The 22,125-nt window shown below is 42.8% G+C and carries 28 protein-coding genes and 3 pseudogenes; 13 read left to right on the forward strand and 18 right to left on the reverse strand.

Features of this window, described 5'->3' with window-relative positions; translation table 11 throughout:
- The 6 genes and pseudogenes from LKD42_RS12430 to LKD42_RS12455 form a co-directional block, all read right to left on the reverse strand.
- A pseudogene (locus LKD42_RS12430) lies at positions 1–206 on the reverse strand (hypothetical protein); the annotation flags it as partial.
- On the reverse strand, positions 187–1,011 hold the full coding sequence (locus LKD42_RS12435) for a recombinase RecT (RefSeq protein WP_248835882.1): 825 nt from the start codon (positions 1,009–1,011) through the stop codon (positions 187–189). The pseudogene LKD42_RS12430 and the gene LKD42_RS12435, both read right to left, overlap by 20 nt.
- Before the next feature lie 12 nt (positions 1,012–1,023).
- Positions 1,024–1,971 (reverse strand): YqaJ viral recombinase family nuclease, encoded by a 948-nt coding sequence (locus LKD42_RS12440; RefSeq protein ID WP_331464893.1) that lies wholly within the window; start codon positions 1,969–1,971, stop codon positions 1,024–1,026.
- A 42-nt stretch (positions 1,972–2,013) separates the two neighbouring features.
- Positions 2,014–2,229 carry a hypothetical protein gene (locus LKD42_RS12445; protein ID WP_248835883.1) on the reverse strand — a complete coding sequence of 72 codons (216 nt, stop codon included), beginning with the start codon at positions 2,227–2,229 and terminating at the stop codon, positions 2,014–2,016.
- Between the two features lie 12 nt (positions 2,230–2,241).
- Entirely contained in the window at positions 2,242–2,448 is a 207-nt protein-coding gene (locus LKD42_RS12450) for a hypothetical protein (protein WP_248835884.1), read from the reverse strand.
- 23 nt (positions 2,449–2,471) lie between these two features.
- A complete protein-coding gene (locus tag LKD42_RS12455) occupies positions 2,472–2,627 on the reverse strand; it encodes a hypothetical protein (RefSeq protein ID WP_248835885.1) in 156 nt (51 codons plus the stop codon).
- A gap of 139 nt (positions 2,628–2,766) precedes the next feature.
- Between LKD42_RS12455 and LKD42_RS12460 the strand changes: the two genes are divergently transcribed.
- A complete protein-coding gene (locus tag LKD42_RS12460) occupies positions 2,767–3,102 on the forward strand; it encodes a LexA family transcriptional regulator (RefSeq protein WP_248835886.1) in 336 nt (111 codons plus the stop codon).
- Here the strand turns inward: LKD42_RS12460 and LKD42_RS12465 are convergent.
- On the reverse strand, positions 3,091–3,426 hold the full coding sequence (locus LKD42_RS12465; RefSeq protein ID WP_248835887.1) for a hypothetical protein: 336 nt from the start codon (positions 3,424–3,426) through the stop codon (positions 3,091–3,093). The genes LKD42_RS12460 and LKD42_RS12465 overlap by 12 nt on opposite strands.
- 108 nt (positions 3,427–3,534) lie before the next feature.
- A complete protein-coding gene (locus LKD42_RS12470) occupies positions 3,535–3,690 on the reverse strand; it encodes a hypothetical protein (RefSeq protein ID WP_248835888.1) in 156 nt (51 codons plus the stop codon).
- Between the two features lie 101 nt (positions 3,691–3,791).
- On the opposite strand from LKD42_RS12470, the gene LKD42_RS12475 reads away from it, so the two are divergent.
- Positions 3,792–4,370 carry a DUF8453 domain-containing protein gene (locus tag LKD42_RS12475; RefSeq protein ID WP_248835889.1) on the forward strand — a complete coding sequence of 193 codons (579 nt, stop codon included), beginning with the start codon at positions 3,792–3,794 and terminating at the stop codon, positions 4,368–4,370.
- A gap of 7 nt (positions 4,371–4,377) precedes the next feature.
- On the opposite strand, the gene LKD42_RS12480 is transcribed toward LKD42_RS12475, so the two are convergent.
- Together LKD42_RS12480 and LKD42_RS12485 are read right to left on the reverse strand one after the other, a co-directional pair.
- Positions 4,378–4,656, reverse strand: a complete 279-nt coding sequence (locus LKD42_RS12480) for a hypothetical protein (protein WP_248835890.1) — start codon at positions 4,654–4,656, stop codon at positions 4,378–4,380.
- Positions 4,657–4,669: 13 nt separating this feature from the next.
- On the reverse strand, positions 4,670–4,825 hold the full coding sequence (locus LKD42_RS12485) for a hypothetical protein (protein ID WP_248835891.1): 156 nt from the start codon (positions 4,823–4,825) through the stop codon (positions 4,670–4,672).
- Positions 4,826–4,989: 164 nt separating this feature from the next.
- On the opposite strand from LKD42_RS12485, the pseudogene LKD42_RS15450 reads away from it, so the two are divergent.
- Positions 4,990–5,100, forward strand: a pseudogene (locus LKD42_RS15450) (helix-turn-helix domain-containing protein); the annotation flags it as partial.
- Between the two features lie 72 nt (positions 5,101–5,172).
- Complete coding sequence (locus tag LKD42_RS12495) at positions 5,173–5,352, forward strand: hypothetical protein (RefSeq protein ID WP_248835892.1); 180 nt, start codon at positions 5,173–5,175, stop codon at positions 5,350–5,352.
- A gap of 238 nt (positions 5,353–5,590) precedes the next feature.
- Here LKD42_RS12495 and LKD42_RS15455 read toward each other — a convergent pair whose 3' ends face one another.
- The gene (locus LKD42_RS15455; RefSeq protein ID WP_248835901.1) at positions 5,591–5,788 is read right to left on the reverse strand and encodes a helix-turn-helix domain-containing protein; all 198 of its coding nucleotides are present in this window, start codon (positions 5,786–5,788) and stop codon (positions 5,591–5,593) included.
- A gap of 50 nt (positions 5,789–5,838) precedes the next feature.
- Between LKD42_RS15455 and LKD42_RS12505 the strand changes: the two genes are divergently transcribed.
- The 9 genes and pseudogenes from LKD42_RS12505 (at position 5,839) to LKD42_RS12545 (ending at position 13,448) form a co-directional block, all read left to right on the forward strand.
- Positions 5,839–6,813, forward strand: coding sequence for a YbjQ family protein (locus LKD42_RS12505; protein ID WP_248835893.1), 975 nt, complete (start codon positions 5,839–5,841; stop codon positions 6,811–6,813).
- A gap of 108 nt (positions 6,814–6,921) precedes the next feature.
- A complete protein-coding gene (locus LKD42_RS12510) occupies positions 6,922–7,320 on the forward strand; it encodes a type II toxin-antitoxin system HicB family antitoxin (RefSeq protein ID WP_248835894.1) in 399 nt (132 codons plus the stop codon).
- 24 nt (positions 7,321–7,344) lie between these two features.
- Positions 7,345–7,635, forward strand: a complete 291-nt coding sequence (locus LKD42_RS12515) for a hypothetical protein (protein WP_248835895.1) — start codon at positions 7,345–7,347, stop codon at positions 7,633–7,635.
- On the forward strand, positions 7,619–7,897 hold the full coding sequence (locus LKD42_RS15460; RefSeq protein ID WP_248835896.1) for a DUF4160 domain-containing protein: 279 nt from the start codon (positions 7,619–7,621) through the stop codon (positions 7,895–7,897). Before LKD42_RS12515 ends, LKD42_RS15460 begins: the two co-directional genes overlap by 17 nt.
- A gap of 199 nt (positions 7,898–8,096) precedes the next feature.
- The gene (locus tag LKD42_RS12525) at positions 8,097–9,662 is read left to right on the forward strand and encodes a recombinase family protein (protein WP_248835897.1); all 1,566 of its coding nucleotides are present in this window, start codon (positions 8,097–8,099) and stop codon (positions 9,660–9,662) included.
- Positions 9,663–9,691: 29 nt separating this feature from the next.
- A pseudogene (locus LKD42_RS12530) lies at positions 9,692–10,150 on the forward strand (manganese catalase family protein); the annotation flags it as partial.
- Positions 10,151–10,376: 226 nt separating this feature from the next.
- Entirely contained in the window at positions 10,377–11,555 is a 1,179-nt protein-coding gene (locus LKD42_RS12535) for an FtsW/RodA/SpoVE family cell cycle protein (protein ID WP_173866027.1), read from the forward strand.
- A 31-nt stretch (positions 11,556–11,586) separates the two neighbouring features.
- The gene (locus LKD42_RS12540; protein WP_173866028.1) at positions 11,587–12,432 is read left to right on the forward strand and encodes a PHP domain-containing protein; all 846 of its coding nucleotides are present in this window, start codon (positions 11,587–11,589) and stop codon (positions 12,430–12,432) included.
- Between the two features lie 11 nt (positions 12,433–12,443).
- Positions 12,444–13,448, forward strand: coding sequence for a Cof-type HAD-IIB family hydrolase (locus LKD42_RS12545; protein ID WP_173895807.1), 1,005 nt, complete (start codon positions 12,444–12,446; stop codon positions 13,446–13,448).
- 73 nt (positions 13,449–13,521) lie between these two features.
- Here the strand turns inward: LKD42_RS12545 and pepF are convergent, their stop codons facing one another.
- From pepF to LKD42_RS12580, 7 genes are all read right to left on the reverse strand, one after another.
- Positions 13,522–15,312 carry an oligoendopeptidase F gene (pepF, locus tag LKD42_RS12550; RefSeq protein ID WP_248835898.1) on the reverse strand — a complete coding sequence of 597 codons (1,791 nt, stop codon included), beginning with the start codon at positions 15,310–15,312 and terminating at the stop codon, positions 13,522–13,524.
- Between the two features lies 1 nt (position 15,313).
- Entirely contained in the window at positions 15,314–16,786 is a 1,473-nt protein-coding gene (locus LKD42_RS12555; protein WP_248835899.1) for a methyltransferase domain-containing protein, read from the reverse strand.
- A gap of 75 nt (positions 16,787–16,861) precedes the next feature.
- A complete protein-coding gene (locus LKD42_RS12560) occupies positions 16,862–17,698 on the reverse strand; it encodes a peptidoglycan recognition protein family protein (protein WP_331464894.1) in 837 nt (278 codons plus the stop codon).
- The gene (guaB, locus tag LKD42_RS12565; RefSeq protein ID WP_022118035.1) at positions 17,691–19,145 is read right to left on the reverse strand and encodes an IMP dehydrogenase; all 1,455 of its coding nucleotides are present in this window, start codon (positions 19,143–19,145) and stop codon (positions 17,691–17,693) included. The genes LKD42_RS12560 and guaB overlap by 8 nt, the downstream gene beginning before the upstream one ends.
- A 90-nt stretch (positions 19,146–19,235) precedes the next feature.
- Positions 19,236–19,604 (reverse strand): DUF6106 family protein, encoded by a 369-nt coding sequence (locus tag LKD42_RS12570; RefSeq protein WP_022118034.1) that lies wholly within the window; start codon positions 19,602–19,604, stop codon positions 19,236–19,238.
- Positions 19,605–19,754: 150 nt separating this feature from the next.
- On the reverse strand, positions 19,755–21,383 hold the full coding sequence (groL, locus tag LKD42_RS12575; RefSeq protein WP_147631617.1) for a chaperonin GroEL: 1,629 nt from the start codon (positions 21,381–21,383) through the stop codon (positions 19,755–19,757).
- Between the two features lie 41 nt (positions 21,384–21,424).
- Positions 21,425–21,709, reverse strand: a complete 285-nt coding sequence (locus LKD42_RS12580) for a co-chaperone GroES (RefSeq protein WP_022118875.1) — start codon at positions 21,707–21,709, stop codon at positions 21,425–21,427.
- Positions 21,710–22,125: the final 416 nt, after the last annotated feature.

Below are 22,125 nucleotides of genomic sequence, written 5' to 3' on the forward strand. Positions count from 1 at the left end.
TCATCCGAAAACCGTTTCTGTCCGTATTTCTGTTGGAAACAGGTCTTGATCAGGTTTTCGTACAGCACCGTCTTTTCCGGTGTTACGCTGCTCATTTTGCCGCTTCTGCTGTCATAGAATGTCCTCGCCCGGGCTTTACCCTGAGGCTTGCCCGGTACGGTGAACGTGAACAGCTTTGGTTCTTCTTTATTGTTCTGGCTGTTCATTTTCTACTTCCTTATATTCCTGGTCGATGATGTTCGGGTCTTCCTGCTCATTGACCACCTCGGACATATCGACGTTGATCTCGCTCTTGATACTCTCATCATTGTTCATCTGCATGACAAAATCTGTTTTCAGCGGTGCATATTTCAGGCACTTCTTAATGACCGTTTTCTTCGCCATCTCCTCATAGTTTGTTTTCCATGGACTGTAAGAACTGCCGAAGCTCTGGCTGAACCGTCTCGCATGGTCGTCAACGTCTTCCTTGCTCATAACCTCAAAACCGAAGCCGCCATTTTTTGATTTCCAGAGTGCATATACAAGGATCAGGTTTCCTCTGTCTTTCAATGCCGGTTTGTGCACCAGCTTTGGATCCAGTCCCAGTTCATACTGAAAATCATCATTTTCATATACACACTGTGCCTGCACGGTCTGGATGTTTTCGTTGCGGTACACCATATCAATCAGCCCTTTGTAGCCTATCTGGAACTGGCACTCCAGCTTCCCTTTGTTTCTATACGGGATCAGGTACGCCTGTCCCAGCGGCGTGTTTGGTTCCAGCCCAAGCTGTGCTGCGTTCATCAGTGCCCCGAGGAAGGACATCTGCGAACACTCTGCAAGCTTTGGTGTGGTGTTCAGTGCGGATAATGCCATGCGTGTGAAACGCTCCGGTGTGATCACCTGCGGCAGAGCCTTTTTGATTTCCGGCTCCATTGCCTTGATCATGTCTGCAATGCTCATGTTTTTTGTCAGCTTCACTGCTTCATTCTTTCTGCTGGTCTTTTCTGCCAGTGCGTCTTTTACTGCCATCTTGCTTCCTCCTTATGCTCTCTCAGCTCTTTTTACGGTGAACCGTCTGTTTTCAGACTGTTTCAATACCTGTTTGTAGATTTCCGGGAAATCTGCTTTCAGCTGCTTCGAATCCACACGGTTCGCGGTCACACTCTTCCAGGTGACGCAGTACAGATCCGATACTGCCATCTCTGCATCTTCCATATAAACCTTGATCTCCTGCTCAATCTGCTTCTTCTCTTTCTCCAGCTTGTCCTGAAGGTCGCTGATCTCTGCACGGCGTTCCAGTTTCTCGTCAAAATCAACCAGCGGGATCATCTTTTCCGGTTCGGAACTTCCGTAATACTTCTGCAGCAGTTCTTCCGCCGCCTTGCTTCCGTCCGGTGCCGGCATCTTGTCTGCCTTTACATTGTTCTGCCAGAAATCACTTTCAATATCAATCAGCATCTGGATCGTTTCCTCATCGCGTTCGATCTTTCGCCAGATGAACTCCTTCCCAAGGATCACACATGCGATATACCAGGCATCCGCCCCGGTCACTGCCATGTAATGGTGGCACTGGATCTCGTAGGATTCCGGGATATGCCCGTCTTTCCACTTGTCAGCTGAATAGGCAGACGCTGTCTTGCATTCCAGACCGGCATTCTCACCAACTACCAGGCGGTCAACGTTCGCCATCATGAAATCATGATCCGGATGCCCATAGATCGCATTGGCACGGCGTACCTTTTTCCCTGTCTCTTCCATGAACCGGCGGGCAACGTACTCCTCCAGGTTTCTTCCCTGTCTCATTGCCTCATTGTCTTCTTTTTCCCCTGCTTCTTTCTGCGTCTTATCCTGGAAGACAGCGATTGCAGAGCTGTACGGGTTCAATCCGCAGATGCTTCCGGCATCACTTCCACCGATGCCCAGTTTTCTGTATCGCAGCCATTCTTCATGGCTCATATCTACTGTCGAAATTAATTTATGTAATTTCACTTGATTTACCTCCTATGTTTGCCCTATAATTGAGCTGTGTTATTATTTTTCAAGTCCCGGATCGCCCGCCAAAGCACCGGGACTTTTTACTACCTCGAGTGTCGCTTTCTCAACGATCACCGATTCTTTCGTCTCTTCATTTATTGCATGCACATAGATGCTGTTATGGTGCCAGATCCGGTACTTGTCCGAATCAATCCCGGCCAGTTCCAGGATGGCTCTGGCTTCCTGGTCTTTCCCTTCGCTTACTCCGATCATTCTGATACCTCCTTACTCTGCCCACAGCATGATGCGGATTACTACCGCACACCATACGGTGATAGCTGTTCCAACGATATCGCGTTCACAGATTACACTGTATTTTCCCAGCCACCAGAACGTGAACGCTGCGGCTGCTGTGGCTACGATCGGGGCGATCACACCAGCTCCGGTTGTTTCTTCCACTTCTTCTGTTACTTCTGTTTCTCTTCTTTTCATCTGCTTGTCCTTTCTCCGCCTGCTCAGGCGGTTTTGTCACTCTGCTTTTTTCTCAGGGCATCCACTACGATCTGAGACACTCTCTGCATGATCTCTTTTCTTTCTTCCGGTGTCTTCACCATACAGTCATCGTGAATGTAAATCTTGCCCTTTTCGTGATCGATCTCTTTAATGATCATCCAATCACCCCCGTATAAATTATGTAAAAGTGTTTGTTCCGGTTACCCCGCTTTCTTTATTGACTTCACTATGTTTTCCTCTTATCCTTGTTATACAGGCACTGCAACAGCCAAGTACACTAAGAAAGGAAAACTTTTTATGGATGATTTAACAAAAGAACAACAAAAACTTCTTTTGTCCATGTATAGCGAAGTTTTACATCGACAGTCTTCCATGCCTTCCGAAGAGGCAAATTATTTTTCAGATTCTGACCAAGTTAGAGAACTTTCTAATATGGTCGAAAGTTCTTATCATGTATCTTCTCTTTGTTGGAAATTAAAAAAGAAAGGCTACATTGACTGTGATCCTGGTAATGATCTGGCTAATAACATCATTCTTACTGACAAAACTATCATTTACATGGAAGGTCGTTTCAAAAAGACTGTCAAAGAAGTACTCAACGCTATATCTTCTATCATTGGATTATTGAAGTAAATCGGCTTCCCGTTCATGGCGTATCTTTTCATCATCACACGTACAATCGGATTTCCAGTTGTCTCTTCTCGCTCTATATTCTTCGTGTGTAACAAGACGAATATCTCGATACGCCTGTCCGGGATTTGCATATTGGATCGCCCTCATTAATGCATCCTTATCAACCAGTATCTGTTCTGTTTCTTTGTCATATGCCAATGCCGAGGCCATATTGTCTGCACATCTCCACTGAAGGATTCTGAGAATCTCATACAGTTTATTCTCTGCTTTACATTCATCGCATCTGGCAACAGCAAATGTAAGTTTCAAGTTATTTCCTGCCATTTTGATTTTCCTCCTACCCTGCTTTCTGTGTTTCCTGATGAGCTTTAGCTCAGAGGTTTGCCAACTACTTTATTTCATCGGTTCTCTCATTGATTTTCACTTCTTTCTTTATTGCATGCTCATAGCAATATTTGCTCCCCACATAATTCCTAAGCCAACATATTGAAAGATCAGTGCATCCAAATCTTTAAATTTTGACTTAACGGACTTTGCCATGCCAATTCCCCAAATTGCAATTCCAACTATGTAAATCATATAACCCATTGCTTCATCCCCCTTTTCTATTGACTTTATCGTTTTTTCCTCTTATTCTTGATGTACAGGCTCCCGCCAGAGCCGAGTACTTAAGAAAGGAGAGTGATTTTATGACTTTTTCCGAAGGTTTAACACTAGCTTGTGCCTTTGCAAGTGCCGTTTCCGCTGTCTTTTCTGCAATAATGGCTTACAATTCCTTTTGCTCATCCAAGAAAACGATTGAACAAAATAGTATACTGATTGAAAATGCAACACGACCTTATATTTCTATTTATGGTCAGACAATCAATTGCAATGGAGATCAACACTTTTACCTGGTTGTTAAAAATTCTGGTGCTTCTCCAGCAACTATAACGAATTTTTCGTACAGTCCAGATTTATCCCAAAGCCTTGAAACCAAGGATTCTGATCGTAACTTTTTAGATGATCTTTCAAAATGTACCATTCCACCGGGACAATCGAGAATATGTAAACTTATTTACAAAAAAGTTCCAGAAGAAGTTGTTTTTGATGTTACATATCGCTCCAGTGCAAAAACTTATTCTGAGAAGGACATCATAAATCTCAGGGCTGGAACTTCTATGTTAACTGCCAAATGCGGCAAATCATCAAATAAAAAGAAGGCTATTTCCTCAAATATTCATGTGATTTCATATACGCTTCAGGAAATGCTACAGAAAAAACTCTGATTGCCCTTCAGCGAATTTGTCCGTTAAACAGACAAGTTCGCTGATTTGTTAAACAGGTTTGCTGATTCGTCAGGCAAGTCTGCTGCATTTGGTGTATCTGATCCTGAGAAATTACTGTATTACTGTTTGTTTCTTTTATCGTTGCATAGGTGAAACCTCCGCACATTACAAGTAATCCAATCCCTGAAGTGATCAGAAATATAGCAAGTGCCACATCAAGCAATTCAATGTCTTTCTTTGGCTTGTTTTGTTTTTCTTGCTTTTCTTTCTTCTTAAACCATTTCATTATTTCTCACCTCCTATCCTGCTTTCTGTTCTGTCATGGTCGCCATCGTTGAAATGATTCCGTCCATTTTACCCTTTGCATACTCTGAGAGACTATCCCAGTTCTCAGCAATTTTTTTGAAATCTTCCAGGCGTTTTTCTTCTTTTGTCTGATTGATCTGTTTTTTCATGTTCTCACCTCGCTTTTTATTTCGCTGTGATATTATATTATAACATCGTAATTATTTTGTCAACATTTTTGCAGAAAAATATTGCAACGTAATATTTTTCATGCTATACTTCGTTTAAACATAGAAAAGTGAGGTGATCAAATACGAACGAACGAATACGAAAAATAAGAAATGCACTAAAATTAAATCAAACTGCTTTTGGTGAACGTATAGGAGTCAAACAGTCCGCTATCGCCAGTTATGAATCTGGTACCCGAACTCCACTTGACACAGTTATTGTCTCTATTTGCAGAGAATTTAAGGTAAATGAAGAATGGCTTCGTACCGGTAAAGGCGGAGATGATAATATGTTTGTCAAATCCACTCCTTATGAACAAGCTTATAACCGCTTTGGTTATATTATGGAAAACTCTACACCTGCAAAAAAAGCAGCATTATCCATGCTACTTGAAATGGTATATTCTATTCCTGATGATTCCTGGAATGCCATCGTAAAACAATTTGAAAAATTAAAAAAGGAAGGCTAGACAGCCTTCCCAATCATTCCTTTGATTAACTGAATGAGCCTTTTTATTTGCTCTTCGTTTAATTGATTAATGAGTTCGTTTAATTCTTTTTGCAGTGTTTCTTTGTTCATCTTATGTACCTCCTGACGTGTGATGTGTAATATGGTAAATTTTTCCATTCACCTTAGTAAACGTTTCAGGAGAAAAAAAGTGATGCAATTTTCCAAATTGTCCGAAATCCCGGACAGCTCAGATGAGATTACTTATAATCAGACTCAAATAGGTCTGAAATAGTAATTTGCAGTCCCGCTGCCAGCTTTTCCATCTGGTTCATGGTGGGTGATGTTTTCCCGTTTGCGATGTCGCTGACAGTAGAACGTGGAATGCCGGTTAGTTCGGCTACCTGGCGAAATGTCAGGTCGTGTTGTATGATGTGGTCATATAATAGTATTTTCATACTGCTATTATTTTTAAAAGCCCAAAAAATATTCAAAGGAGAATAGAGTTATGAAACTTACATCTGGTTTTAACTTTGAAAACTATGAAATTACAGAGTACTTAGGATTTTGTTCAGGTGAATGTGTGCTAGGTACCGGATTTTTCAGTAGTCTCGATGCCAGTATTTCGGATCTGTTCGGCATCAACAGTACTTCTTACTCTTCCAAACTGAAACAGGCTCGAGAAGCAGCAACTAATATGTTAATACAAAATGCTGCTGCTCTTGGTGCTGATGGAATTATCGGTCTGGACATCGATTATACCACGTTTTCTTCTGACATTATGGGCGTAATCGCAAACGGTACTGCCGTAAAGCTTGAACACAAAGGAAAAATAGCACCTTCTGCTACTAAAATAGAAATTGTGAACTACAATCCTGATTTAGAATTTCGAATCGCATCTTTATCATTATTATCTACATTAGAGAAACCCGCTGTTTCTGCAACGGTCAGTGGAAAGTCTCTTGAAAAAATATCTGCTGTACTCGCTGATATTTCCTTCTTCACTATTTTTGATGAAGAATATACTGTTCGACATATAGGATTTTCAAATTTCCAGCTTACAGAAAACTTTGCTGCCACAATCAGTGCTCTGGCTCCGTGCAATATATCAGAGGATGTGATTCCTTTAATTAAATATGCAAAAGTATTTATCAGAAAATATATATCTGATAATACTATTGTAACCGCCTCGGATAAGGATTGCCCTTGGAGCCTGCAAACTCCAGATGTTTCCAAGGAGGAAAACAGCAATACTGACTTCTCCAATTATCGTTTAAGCATCAATGAATATATGAATTCTATTTACCATATGAATTCTGCTGGGGAGATATTAAATTATACAAAGTCTATCAGCGAAGAGAATCGTGATTTTATAACTCCTGAACTTATTCAGCTGATTGCCTCCTGTGCAAGTGTCGAACGCATGTATGGAAATTGTAAAAACGACTGTATTGAGAAAATCAAAGCATACTTTAGTATCTAATTTTCAAGGAAGGGGGCATTATTATGATATATCCATTTATGACACTGAATGATGATACTGAAATAGTCCTCTCCCTCTCGGTTTCAGTATAAATAAAGGAGAATCTATATGGCTAAATACGCTTATCCAGCTGTCTTTACACCTGAAAAAAATGGTTTCTACTCTATTGTTTTTCCTGATTTGGAAGGCTGCTACACCTGCGGTGATTCTATCGAGGATGGGATTGAACATGCACAGGATGTTCTTGCCCTTGTATTATTTGAATACGAAAAAGAGAAAAAGGAAATTCCTAAACCATCCACACTTGATGCTATTCCATTAGCCGATGGCTGTTTTGCCAATTACATTGCCTGCGACACCATGGCTTATCGCAAACGCTATAATAACAAGGCTGTAAAGAAAACGCTGACTTTACCAGAATGGTTAAATGAAGCTGCTATGGAAAAAGGACTGAATTTTTCACAGGTGCTTCAAGAGGCACTGATTCAGAAAATTGATGGCGAATAAAATAAATAGAAAGGGGTTGCTATTATGCTTTATCCATTTATGACATTAAATGACAATACCGAAATCGTACATTCTGAAACTATTGAAACAAATGGTCACGAACAGGTAAAAGTTGTGATTGAGAAGCCGGTTGTTGGTGGCTTTCACTCTGCAACCTGCTGGCTGCCTGAGTATAAATGGGAGAATATAAATGGTTTCTCAGAAGAAGAAATCAAATATTTTCAGGATTATCTGGCATCTATTGCCCACATCATTATGCAGCTGGCACGTGAGGGTGGATTTGAAGGAGGACTGGATAATGCCTCGAATTTTTAGCATTGGTGGATATATCGTATATTTCTGGGTAAACGAAAGCAAACCACTGGAACCGGTGCACGTGCATGTGTGTAAAGGTACTCCATCTCCTGCTGCAACAAAAATATGGATTACCCGAAGCGGAGGCTGTTTGCTCTGCCATAATAAATCAAAAATTTCAAACAGAGATCTAAGAATTATTATGCAGACTATTGAATCCCGAAGTCAGGATGTTATTGATCTCTGGTATCAGACTTTCCAGCAGATCAGTTACTACTGCTAATCTGTAATTTAACCAAATAACGCAAAAACCGCCCCGGTATTGGCGTACCGAAGCGGATCTGCTAAGATTGTAACCTACAAATCCCGAAGGACTGCGTGATATAATCTTCCTTAAGCAAGAGCATTATATCACACATCCTTCTGGTTGCATAGGGTGTATTTTTTATACCCTTTTTACATAATTTAGAGAAGGTGATTCTATGAAAAATGGGAATTATGCTATGTACCTGAGAAAGTCCCGTGCTGATCGGGAAGCCGAAGCCAGAGGTGAAATGGAAACGCTGGCAAGACATGAAAAGCTGCTGTTCGAAACTGCGAAGCGGATGCAGATCACTGTTTCTGCCGTCTATAAGGAAATTGTATCCGGCGAAACGATTTCTGCACGTCCGGTCATGCAGAAGCTCCTGGCCGAGATTGAACAGGGTATCTGGGACGGTGTGCTGGTTGTTGAAGTGGAACGTCTTGCCCGCGGCGATACCATTGATCAGGGCATTGTTTCCCAGGCATTTAAGTTATCTGATACGAAGATCATCACACCGGTTAAGATATATGACCCAAACAATGAATTTGATGAAGAATATTTTGAATTCGGACTGTTTATGTCAAGACGTGAGTATAATACCATCAAACGCCGCCTGCAGCGTGGCAGGCTGGCATCCGTCCGTGAAGGCAAGTATGTCGGCAACCGGCCGCCTTATGGATATGAGCGTGTAAAAATCCCAAACGATAAGGGGTTCACACTCTCTCCCCTTCCGGAACAGGCGAAAATTGTAAAGTATGTATATGACCTCTATGCTTACGGTCTGGATGGTGAAGAAATGGGAACTGCTAAGATTGTCCGAAAACTCAACGACCTGCAGATCCCTACCCAGTCCGGCGGCAAATGGATCCCGCCTACCATCCGGGATATGTTATATAATCCGGTATACATAGGGAAACTTCGTTGGAACCGCAGAGCAGCCACGAAAAAAGTCTGTGATGGTAAGATTACTTATAGCCGCCCTGCAGCGAAAGAATATGAAATATGTGACGGACTTCATCCGGCAATCATTGATCTGGAAACATTCAAGATCTGTCAGAAAAAGCTTTCGAAAAACCAGAGCCGTCCTATCAGTCTAAATAAAACAATCAAGAACCCTCTCGGCGGTCTGGTGATCTGTTCAAAGTGCGGTCACAGGATGGTCCGCCGTCCGTACAGCAAAACCGGTCAGCGTTCCACTCTGATCTGCCCATATACGCACTGTGATAATGTGAGCAGTCCGCTGGAAGATGTTGAGACGATGGTTCTGGAAGCGATCGCAGATATTGTAAAAAACGAACGTATTGAGCCTACAACATCTGTCATACATTCCGATACGATTGACATTTTAAAAGATGCCCTAAAGAATCAGGAAACCTCACTGGAGACATTGCAGAAGCAACAAAACTCTCTGTATGATCTTCTGGAACAGGGAATCTACACAACGGATGTATTCCTGGAACGATCCAACACACTGAAAGATCAGATCAACACTGCTTCCGCATCCATCCAGGATCTGAAAAGGAAAATATCAGCCGAGCAGAACCGTCTGAAAGTCCAGGCCGATTTCATTCCAAAATGTGAGTATCTTCTGGATGTCTATGATACACTGGATGCACCGGAGAAGAACCGGATACTGAAAGAACTAATTGATCACATTGATTACCTGAAAGAAGAAAAGAACGTCCCTTTCACCAAAAAAGATGCGAAAGTATTCATTCACGTATATCCAAAAACTCCGGAATAACTTGGGTTCTCAACCCATGATACCCTGATGGAACAGACGAACTGGCACATTTGGAAATGGTATCAACGATCGTCCATCAGCTTACACGCGGTCTTTCGGTAGAAGAAATCGAAAAATCCGGGCTGGCACCGTATTATGTGGATCATACGGTAGGAATCTGGCCACAGGCCGCCGGCGGTATTCCATTTAATGCATGTGAATTTCAGTCAAAAGGGGATGCGATGACCGATTTGTACGAAGATATGGCTGCGGAACAAAAGGCACGCAGCACGTATGATAACATTTTGAGAATGGTAAAAGATCCGGATGTTGCAGATCCGATTCGTTTTCTCAGAGCAAGAGAAATCGTACATTTTCAGAGATTCGGTGAAGCACTTCGCATTTTGCAGGATGAACTGGATTCTAAAAATTTTTATGCATACAATCCAAGTTTTGATAAACCCGTCAGTTGTCCTTCTTCTTCAAATGGATGTGTGGAAAACAATTAATATAGAAAAAACAGAAAGGGGCTGTCGCTGTCACGGCAGCCCAACAATTCTCGATTGCAGCATAACAGGTATTTTTCACTTGAAAGTGCATAAATACCTCAATAATATACGAAAGTGCAGCGGACTAAAGTTATGTTTTCTTAAAAATGCTGTCTGATATGGGTTTTCTTTGACTTTAAAATATGTTATGATACATAGTAATCCTAATAGAAAGGCAGGATTTTATATGGCACAGACAAACACAAAAACCGTCAGGAGGAAACGTAAGGTAAGACTTCTGACAAGAAACGGTCAGTATTATGATTACAATCTTCTGGCCTGTGTAGTCCTTCTCACCTGTTTTGGGCTTATCATGCTTTACAGTACAAGTGCTTATGATGCCCAGGTTGAGTATGGAAGTGATACATATTTTCTTTTCCGGCAGGCATTATTCAGCGTTGGTGGATTGGCAGCGATTTTTGTTTTTTCCATGATCGATTACCATTTTTACGCCAGATATGCCGGCTATTTTTACCTTTTCAGCAATCTTTTGCTTTTGGTTACCAAATTCATCGGTCACGAGGTAAACGGTGCAAAACGCTGGATCAAAATTGGTCCGATCCAGTTTCAGTCAGCAGAACCTGCCAAACTGGCGATCATTCTGTTCCTTTCTGTACTGATCGTGCAGTTCGGCAAAAAGTTAAAAGGCTTTAAGGCACCGGCTGTTCTTTTTGCTTTTGGTGCACTTACGTTCCTTCTGACCTGGAAATTTACCGAAAACTTAAGTACCGCCATCATCATCCTCGGCATTACCTGTGCACTGATTTTTGTTGCACATCCAAAGACTGCACCGTTTGTTCTCACAGCCGGCATTGGTCTTCCTGTCGGTATCGTAGGCGTGCGTGGATATGTTTCTTCGCTTGGTGCAAGTGGAAACTTCCGTTTCAACCGTGTCCTTGCATGGATCGATCCGGAAAAATATTCCGATGGCGGCGGCTATCAGGTACTTCAGGGATTATACGCCATCGGCTCCGGCGGTCTGTTCGGCAAGGGTCTTGGCAACAGTACTCAGAAAATCCAGTCTATCCCGGAAGCTCAGAATGATATGATCTTTTCGATCATCTGCGAAGAACTTGGACTCTTTGGTGCTGTTCTTCTGACCATCCTGTTTGTTTTTCTGCTGTACCGACTGATGTTTATCGCACAGAATGCACCAGATCTGCTCGGTTCTCTGATCGTTACCGGTATTTTTGCACATATCGCTTTGCAGGTCATTCTGAATATTGCCGTTGTATTGAACGTGATTCCTACAACCGGTGTTACGCTCCCATTTATCAGTTACGGCGGTACTTCGATTCTCTTCCTGATGACGGAAATGGGAATCGCCCTGAATGTCTCGCGGCAGATCCGGATAAAAGACAACTGATGATTATTTCTGCAAAGGGAGGTTCTTAATTATGATCGATCTTCATGTTCATTCTACCTTTTCAGACGGAACACTGACACCAACGCAGCTGGTAGAACATGCCATGGAAAATCATCTTACGGCTTTCGCTCTGACCGATCACGACACCGTAGATGGTCTCGGTGAGGCATTTCAGGCTGCCGAGGACAAACCAATAAAAGTCATTTCCGGCATTGAGTTTTCTACTGAATACAATGGTCAGGATATCCATATCGTTGGACTCGATTTTGACTGGCACGATACTTCTTTCTGCCAGGAACTGGATCATTTCCGCAATGCCCGTTTTGAACGGAATCGTAAAATGGCTGAAAAGCTTGCCGACTGTGGATTTCCGATCACTATCGAGGCTTTGCAGGAAATGTTTGGTGATGCCGTTCTGACAAGAGCACATTTCGCACGTTTTTTATATGAAAAGGGCTGTATTCCATCTATGAATGATGCTTTTTTTCATTATATTGGAAATGACGGACCTTGTTTTGTCCCACGCGAAAAGGTAACCCCGGCAATGGCCGTGCACCTGATCCATAAACTGGATGGAATTGCCGTCCTTGCACATCCAATGCAGTACCACCTTTCTGATTCTCAGTTAAAGGAACTGATCCGTACCCTGAAGCCAGAAGGCCTCAACGGGATCGAAGCCATGTATTCACGTCACTCGGTTTCTCAGGAAAACCGTGTACGCCGGCTCGCCCAGGTTATGGGACTTGCCGTTTCCGGTGGTTCTGATTTTCACGGCAGCAATATACCGGGGATTGATCTGGGTGTGGGACGCGGCAATCTTCGCATACCGGACACGACTTTTGAGAACCTCAGAAAACATCGTGACAGACAATACTAAAAGGAGTTTTTATGATGAAATTCAGAGAACGTTTTATGATGGGAGAAGTCCCATTTGATGATATCTTTTCTTTAACAGACAAATGGAACTTCAGTGATGAAGCATGTACTTTGCGTGAATATCTCGGCCTTACTGCCAAAGAAGAAGATGTGTGGATCAGCGACAGTGACGATGCCCTGGAAGAATTAATGGAAAAAGAAAAAAATACCAAGGCAGTTTTCCTGGATCTGGACGGAACGCTCTTTACCGACGAAAAGACTTTTTCTGCCGGCAACTGTCAGGCGATCGAAGAGGCTCTTGCAGCCGGACACCATATCGTGATCTCCACCGGCCGCCCTCTTGCCAGTGCGATCATGCAGGCAAAAGAACTTGGTTTTACGAAAAAGGGCTGTTTTGTGATTTCTTTTAACGGCGGTGAAATCTACGATATGTACCGCAAAAAGAGTATTTTCAAAAAACCGCTTGCAATGCCGCTCGTTCGCCGCATTTTTGACGAAGCCCTTCAGTGCGGTCTTCACTGCCAGACCTATTCCGACAGTGAGATCGTTACGGAGCACGATACCGAAGAGGTAAAACGCTACTCTTCCATCGTCAAGATTCCATACAAAGTCGTTCCGGATGTGACCGCTTTTCTGAAATCAGAACCGGTCAAAGTGCTGGTTGTAAATTATGAAAACAAGGAGCATCTCCGTGATTATCTCGAAAAGACCGCTGACTTTGCAGACGGCAAGATCAACCGTTTCTTCTCCAGCAATGAATACCTGGAGCACGTCGCTCCCGGTATTGACAAGGGCTCTGCCGTTCGTTTTCTCTGTGAATACACCGGAATCCCACTGTGTAATACCATTGCTGCCGGAGATGCCGAAAATGATATTTCCATGATCCGGGCCGCCCATATCGGCTGTGCTATGAGAAATGCCGAAGAAGAAGTGAAGCAGGCTGCTGACTATATCACAGAAAATGACAACAACCACGACGGCGTTGCCGAGATCATCCATAAATTTGTATTAAAATAAGATATCCGGATAAGTACCTCTGCAATCCGCCGCTTAAAAAGGAGATGTGCCTTTCACTGCACATCTCCCATTTTTATACGAGTTTTTCCAGTTCTGTAAGATATTGTTCAAACACCTTCAATGCCTCTTCTACCGGTTCTTTCTTTTCCATATCAACACCACAGAGTTTCAGCAGGTCGATCGGATCCATAGAACAGCCACCGCTTAAAAAGGCTTTATATTTCTCAACAATCCCTTCTTCCTTTGCAAGGATCTTGGTGCTGATCGCAATGGCCGCTGAAAATCCGGTCGCATATTGATAAACATAAAACGGTGTGTAAAAATGTGGAATCCTTGCCCACTCATAGCGGATCAGATCATCCGAAACCATTGCTTCTCCATAGTATTTCTGATTTAATGCATAGTAAGCATCGCACAACACATCCGCTGTCAGTGTTTCGCCCTGTTCCACTTTCTGATGCATTTCCTGCTCAAAATGTGCAAACATGGTCTGACGATACAGAGTTGTGCGAAACTGCTCCAGGAAATAATTGATCAGATATGCCTTTTCTTTTTTATCTTCGGTCTTTTCCATCAGATCATGGATCAGCAGTGCCTCGTTACAGGTAGATGCCACTTCTGCAACAAATATGCGATATCCGGCATTCAGATAATTCTGGGCATGATCGGAATACCAAGAATGCAGAGCGTGCCCCATTTCATGGGCCAGCGTAAATACATGGTTTAAATTTCCCTGATAGTTCAGAAGGACATACGGATGCGTTCCATAAGCTCCCCAGGAATAGGCTCCTGAACGCTTTCCCTCATTTTCATAAATATCGATCCAACGCTCATGAAATCCTTTCTCAAGCAGGCCTGTGTATTCGCTTCCAAGAACGGAAAGTGCATTCAGCACCATATGTTTTGCCTCTTCGAAAGAATATTTTTTCTCGGTCTTTTCAATCATCGGAACATAGACATCATACATATGAAGCTGTTCTACGCCCAGCAGCCTTTTTCTCAGTTCCAGATAACGCTGCATCGGCTGCTGATGTTCTTCTACGGTGCGAATCAAATTAGTATAAACACTGATTGGAATATTTCCGCCATCCAGTGCTGCTTCCAGAGAAGAACTGTATTTGCGTTCTTTTGCAAAAAAAGCTGCCTGACGCACATTTGCATCAAAAACGGCCGCAATCGTATTTGCAAACCCTTTGTAGCCGCTATACAGGTTTGTAAACGCTTCTTTTCGGATCTCTCTGTTTTTATTTTCCAGATAATGTACATAGCGTTCCTGCGTCAGCGGCTGCTCATTTCCATTTTCATCTTTTACCGGCTGAAAGGTAATATCTGCATTATTAAACATACCGTAAATATTAGAAGGGGCACGGCCAAGTTCACTTACCCTTGCCAGAAGTTCTTCTTTCTCTTCACTGAGACTGTGCTCTTTTGTTCGCAGGATTTCTTCCAAAAATCGTCGATATTCCGAGAAAGGCTCATCCGCCAGATACTCCGTTAATTTTTCATCCGGAATCTTCAAAATCTCCGGCTCCAGAAAGGCAGACACTTCATTGACCTGATTCATCAGCACCTGTACCTGCCCGGAACATTTCTGGCTTTCGCCATTTGCCATATCCTGATGCAGAAGCTGATTTGCATATACATATGCTTTTTCGAATCTCTGATTCAGTTCACTGTAAAAATTCAGTGCCTTTTTCAGATTTTCTGCACCTTCCACAAGCGTTCCTTTGCAGGAATACAGCTCCTGTGCCAGTTTTCGGATTTTTTCAAGATCTTCACTCCATGCTGCCTGATCCTGATATAAATCTTCCAGTGCCCAGGTAAATTCTTTTGAAATTTCTTCTCGTTTTTTTACATGTTCCATTTTACGCCTCCTGCAGTTTTGCGACCACTACTTTACTGTTCTGCCGTTCATTCAGCACTGCCGTCTTCAGTATCGTAAGATTATTCTGTCTGCGGCACATTTCTTCAAGTAGTGTTCCCTGACGATTATACAGCACAAGAACAGCTCCTCTCTTTAAAAGCGTTTCTGCTTTTTTAAAAAATGTCCTATAGAATGCTTCATCTGCGGAAGCCGGCATATCTGTAATCAGTTCATCAAACAGATAGTCATGTTCAAAGGTAAAGAAGTCTCTGGCAATATAATGGATCGGCATTTTCGTCACCGCAGTATTGTCTCTTGCTTTCTGAATCCCTTCCGCATAGATATCAACACCATACAACGGATCGGCAGAACGAAAATACTTGCGTTCGATCAGCATGGTTCCGACACCGCAGAACGGATCGAGTACCTGTGCATTTTCTTTCAGATAGTCTCCGGCGATCTGCATGATCAGTGCTGCATTCACCGGGGCAATGGAAGCGGCAATGCTCTCTTTTCGATAAACAAAACGTTCATCTTCCATCGTATACAGCCTCAGAAACGGCAGATAACCACCTTTTTTGCTCTCGACAATGCGGATTTCAATTTCATAATCCGAAATGGAATTGATCAGCATCCGTTCGCTTTTTTCTTCCAGCAAAGATGCCGTTTTTTTCACAAATTCGCTTTTTTTGCGTTCATCCAGAGAACCTTTGTACTCGATGCGAAACAGAAACGCTCCTTTTTCCTCATGCAGACTTTGAAGCAGTTCCATGATCTCGGTGTTCCATACCGTCTGTGCCGCCGCCTCCGCCGTATACTCCCGTTCCACTTTTCCGTGAAGCGGAAATAGGAGCTCCTGCCAGGTTCGTATTTTCGCGATTTCCTGCAGATCTGCCCCCTGAATGCGAACGCCTCCGGCAAGCATGGAGACTTCACCAGTCTGGATCTGTCTGGCTGTGATCTGGCGGTTATTTCGATTGCACAAAAGGATCACATCTTCCGTCTTTCCCCCACAGAATGTATGATGTTTTGGCTTTTCATATTTTAAGATCATGCGGGAAAGAACGGCTGCTTCTTTCTGGAGATGTTTTTTCCCCTCGTCTGCCGCATAGAGCAGTTCTTCCTGCAATGTTTTCTGTCTTTTCTTTAATTTGGGAAGCATCTGTGAAAAATTCAGTTTTTCCATCGCTTTTAAATAAGACTCTCGGACAAAGAGCTGTTTTTCTTTCTCATAGGCTTCGTAGAGCCACGGAAGAACATCTTCGGATTCCAATTCTCCGAGGATCAGTGCTGCATTTTTCCGTATCTTGGCGTCTTTATCCTTTAATAGAGCTGCCAGTTTTCGAAAATCACCTGCCAGCATATAAGCAAATGCACTTTTTTCTTTCTTATCTGCTATCAGCTGCTTTAAACAGATCAGATTTGCCCGGACATCTTCTCCCCTGCAAATACTTTCATATATATCTTTAACCATACCTTTCCTTTCTATACCTGTCTTCTCTTCCTGTTCTTATAATGGCTGCATATTTCTACTGTTCAGATTTTTGGATTAATTTCCATTTTCTTCAATATACTTTGCCACATCTTCTTTAAATGCATTCCATGCATCTTCATGCTCCACAAAATACTTTGGACAGTCTTTTCCGGTAACATCATAATGGCGGATCACATTGTCCATCGTCAGATTAAACTTTCCGCACAGAAATGCAACCAGCTCCACAAGAGACTGATACGTCACCTCCTGGAACGCTCCTGACTCATCCGGATGACAACATTCAATGGACACTGTATCGTTGTTGCGGTTGTTAGATGCATAGGCGATCTCATTTGTCGGAATGCACTGAATGATCTCTCCGTCCAGTCCGATGATAAAATTGCTGCTGACCTGATTTTCTCCGGTGTCCTTGAGGCTTTCAAAATAATCCCGATTATTCTGTGCGGTACTTCCTGGATTAGCCGTATAATGAACCACCACACCACGCACTCCATCGGTTGCAATCCCTGGTCTGGAGTATTCGTTGACAGTCAGAAGCTGCACATCAAGCTCCGGCTGTGGAACCTGTTTTACAGGATCTCCGATATCATACTGCTCCCATGCATCCATCCCTGCCTTCTGGTATGTCATTTTTTTCGTACCGGTGTTCCTGTGAAAGAAAAAGACAAAAAACAGTACCAGAACAACTGCTGTCAAAATCGCCGATACGGTGATTCTTTTTTGAATTTGCCTTTTCCTCTCTTCCATTTTTCTTCGGCTTCTGTCGTTCTCCCACATATCTGCCTCCAATGTAAAATGCGATAATTGCAGTCTGCTTTCACTCTCGCCGGCGTGCAAAAAAGAAAGGCGGATTCCTTTTTCGGGAAATCCGCCTGTTCCGCTTTTATTCATCAACGCTGTAGTTTGGTGCCTCTTTTGTGATATGAATATCATGCGGATGAGATTCTTTCAGAGATGCTGCAGAAATCTTGATAAATCTTCCGTTCTCTTTCAGATATTCAATATCTTTTGCTCCGCAGTAACCCATACCGGAACGAAGACCGCCCATCAGCTGGAATACGGTATCTTCTACGCTTCCCTTATAAGCTACACGTCCTTCAACACCTTCCGGTACCAGCTTCTTCGCATCAGACTGGAAGTAACGGTCTTTGCTTCCGTTTTCCATTGCTGCGATAGATCCCATACCACGGTATACTTTATATTTTCTTCCCTGGTACAGTTCAAATGTTCCCGGGCTCTCATCACATCCAGCAAACATGCTTCCCATCATACAAACATTCGCACCGGCTGCGATCGCTTTTGTCATATCTCCGGAGTACTTAATACCGCCATCTGCGATAATCGGGATACCATACTCTTTTGCAACACTGTAGCAGTCCATAACAGCTGTGATCTGCGGTACACCGATACCTGCAACCACACGTGTTGTACAGATAGAACCAGGTCCGATACCAACTTTGACTGCATCTGCTCCGGCTTCAATCAATGCCTTTGTAGCTTCTGCTGTTGCCACGTTACCTGCGATAACCTGCAAATCCGGGAATTTCTCTTTGATCATGCGAACACAGTTCAGAACGTTTGCAGAATGTCCGTGTGCAGAGTCCAGAACAACGACATCGACATGTGCATTTACCAGCTCCTGTGCACGATCTAGAACGTTTGCTGTGATACCAAGTGCAGCACCGCACAGCAGACGGCCTTTGGAGTCTTTGGAAGAGAGCGGATACTTGATCTGTTTTTCAATATCCTTGATCGTGATCAGTCCTTTGAGATTAAAGTTATCATCCACGATCGGCAGTTTCTCTTTTCTTGCTTTTGCAAGGATCTTTTTTGCCTCTTCCAGTGTGATACCTTCTTTTGCAGTGATGAGGTTTTCAGAAGTCATGGATTCTTTGATCTTTTTGCTGAAATCCTCTTCAAACTTCAGATCACGGTTTGTGATGATACCTACCAGTTTTCCGTTTTCTGTAATCGGCACACCGGAAATACGGAACTTTGCCATCAGATTGTTTGCTTCTTCCAGTGTATTGTCAGGGGATAAATAAAACGGATCCGTGATAACACCATTTTCAGAACGTTTTACCTTATCAACTTCCTCTGCCTGCTCCTGAATGGACATATTTTTATGTATAATACCAATGCCGCCCTGTCGTGACATCGCAATCGCCATTCTGTGTTCCGTAACTGTGTCCATTCCTGCACTCATCATCGGGATATTCAGTCTGATAGACTTTGTCAGATAAGTAGACAGATCCACCTGATTCGGAATCACTTCCGAATAGGCCGGCACAAGGAGTACATCATCAAAAGTAATACCTTCGCCTATAATCGTACCCATTTTATTATCCTCACTTTCTTTCCTGAATTTCTAACATCTGTTGTTAGTTGTCAAGTTTATCAAATTTGTCGAAACCTGTCAACCCTGTTTTCAGGCAAATTGTACTTTTCCCGGAGAACGTCTTTGCATATCCAGGAGCATTCCCTGATCTGGTTCAAAAATCAGCAGATCCTTCTGCTCCGCTCTCGGTATCAGCATGCCATACCGCATGCCTCTTCGCCCGGCGGAACAGTCTCTGATCTTGATGTTCTTATCTTTTCGATATTCTCGAAAACGTTTTGCATCCAGCGGAAACAGAGCTTCCATATCCGCCACTTTGTAAGTACCGATGTGTTCCCGTCTCTTTTTCAGGTAAATGCAGTCAATATCCAGCTCTCCATTCAGATACAGGTATTCATACTCCAGAATGGAACCGAAAATGGATCTTGAGACTCTTTTTTCTGTGTACCAATCCTTCATACATTTTCTTCCTGCTTTCTTCTGATTTCATACTATTATATGCCTTGTTTTTTATTATACACGAAATTCTCATCTTGTAAAAGGAATTTTTAAAAAAAGCAGTTACAGATTTGTTCTCTGTAACCGCTTTTTCTTAGCTCGGTTCTTTTATTACATCATTCCGCCCATTCCCGGGGCTCCGCCTGCCGGCATTGCTGGTGTTTCTTCTTTGATGTTCGCAACACAGGATTCAGTTGTCAGGAAAGTGGATGCAACACTGGTTGCATTCTGCAGTGCACTTCTTGTCACTTTTGCAGGATCCAGGATTCCTTCTTCTACCATGTTTACATATTTCTCATTGTATGCATCAAATCCGACACCTACCTCAGATTCTCTTACTTTGTTGATGATAACAGCTCCTTCCAGTCCTGCATTTGCAGCGATCTGATGCAGTGGAGCTTCCAGTGCTTTGAGGATCACGGATGCACCGGTCTTCTCATCTCCTTCCAGAGTATCTACCAGTTTTGCAACTTCCTTGGATGCATGGATGTATGCAGATCCGCCTCCTGCTACAATGCCTTCTTCTACGGCTGCTCTTGTTGCATTCAGAGCATCTTCCATACGCAGTTTTGCTTCTTTCATCTCTGTTTCGGTAGCTGCACCGACACGGATCACTGCTACGCCGCCTGCCAGTTTCGCAAGTCTCTCCTGCAGTTTTTCTTTATCAAATTCAGAAGTTGTAACTTCGATCGTAGCTTTGATCTGTGCGATTCTGTTTTCGATTTCTTTCTTATCGCCCATTCCGTCAACGATAACGGTATTCTCTTTTTTCACTTTGACAGATTTTGCACGTCCAAGCTGGCTGATCTGTGTATCTTTCAGTTCCAGTCCCAGTTCTTCGGAAATGACTTCACCGCCGGTCAGGATTGCGATATCTTTGAGCATTTCTTTTCTTCTGTCACCATAACCTGGAGCTTTTACACCGACTACCTGGAAAGTACCACGCAGTTTGTTCAGAATCAGAGTCGTCAGAGCTTCTCCTTCGATATCCTCTGCGATGATCAGCAGTTTCTTACCGGACTGTACAATCTGCTCCAGCAGCGGCAGAATCTCCTGGATATTGGAAATCTTTTTGTCTGTGATCAGGATGTACGGATCATCCAAGACAGCTTCCATTTTTTCCATATCGGTTGCCATGTATGCGGAAATATAGCCGCGGTCAAACTGCATACCTTCTACCAGATCCAGTTCTGTTTTCATGGTCTTGGACTCTTCAATCGTGATAACACCATCATTGGAAACTTTTTCCATGGCATCTGCTACCATATTTCCGACTTCATCATCACCTGCGGAAATAGCTGCTACTCTTGCCATCTGATGTTTGCCGTTTACTTTGCTGCTCATAGCTGCGATAGCATCCACAGCTGCCTGTGTTGCTTTTTTCATACCTTTACGCAGGATGATCGGGTTTGCACCTGCTGCCAGATTTTTCATACCTGCCTGGATCATTGCCTGAGCCAGAACGGTAGCAGTTGTGGTACCATCACCTGCTACATCATTGGTCTTGGTAGCAACTTCTTTTACCAGCTGTGCACCCATGTTCTCGAATGCATCTTCCAGCTCGATCTCCTTTGCAATGGTAACACCGTCGTTTGTAATCAGCGGAGCACCATACTGTTTATCCAGAACAACGTTTCTTCCTTTCGGTCCAAGTGTTACTTTTACTGTATTTGCCAGTTTATCAACACCTGCTGCCAGTGCTGTTCTTGCTTCTGAACCGTATTTAATTTCCTTTGCCATATCAATCAACCTCCAGTTAATTCTTGATTTAATCTATCCTGTTATTCAACAACTGCCAGAATATCATTCTGTTTTACGATGATATATTCTTCGTCTTCCAGTTTTACTTCATTTCCTGCATATTTTGAATAGATAACTTTATCTCCGACTTTCACCTGCATGGTTACTTCTTTGCCGTCTACCATTCCGCCAGGTCCGACTGCAACAACTTCTGCTTCCTGTGGTTTTTCCTGAGATTTGCTTGCCAGAATAATACCGGACTTTGTTGTCTCTTCTGCTTCAAACTGTTTTAATACAACTCTGTCACCTAATGGTACTAACTTCATTTTATATTCCTCCTTAAATTATAATCGCCTTATTTATCATGTTATTAGCACTCACTTTTATCGAGTGCTAACTTTAGTACATATAATAGTGAACTTCCTCAAAATGTGCAAGCGGAATTATTTTCGTATATTTATTTATATTCTCTTTAATTCTTTTTATTCCTCGTATTTTCTCATGTTTTCTCATTTTTTTGTATTTTATACTTTTTTTATAGATGATGTGGGTGTCAAAAGTAATTGTACAATCTCTTCTGACTTTAACATTATACTTAGAAAAAGAACCACTGCAAAAACTGAAAATCCCGTTTTTTTGCAATGGTTCTTTTCCTGTTTAAATCGTTTCAAGTCGAACGCACGTGAGACTTGGTGCGTGATTCTGGTCAGCGAAAGCTGACATATTCTTCTCAGAATCACTG

This window comes from Hominisplanchenecus faecis, assembly GCF_020687205.1.
Classification (GTDB): domain Bacteria; phylum Bacillota; class Clostridia; order Lachnospirales; family Lachnospiraceae; genus Hominisplanchenecus; species Hominisplanchenecus faecis.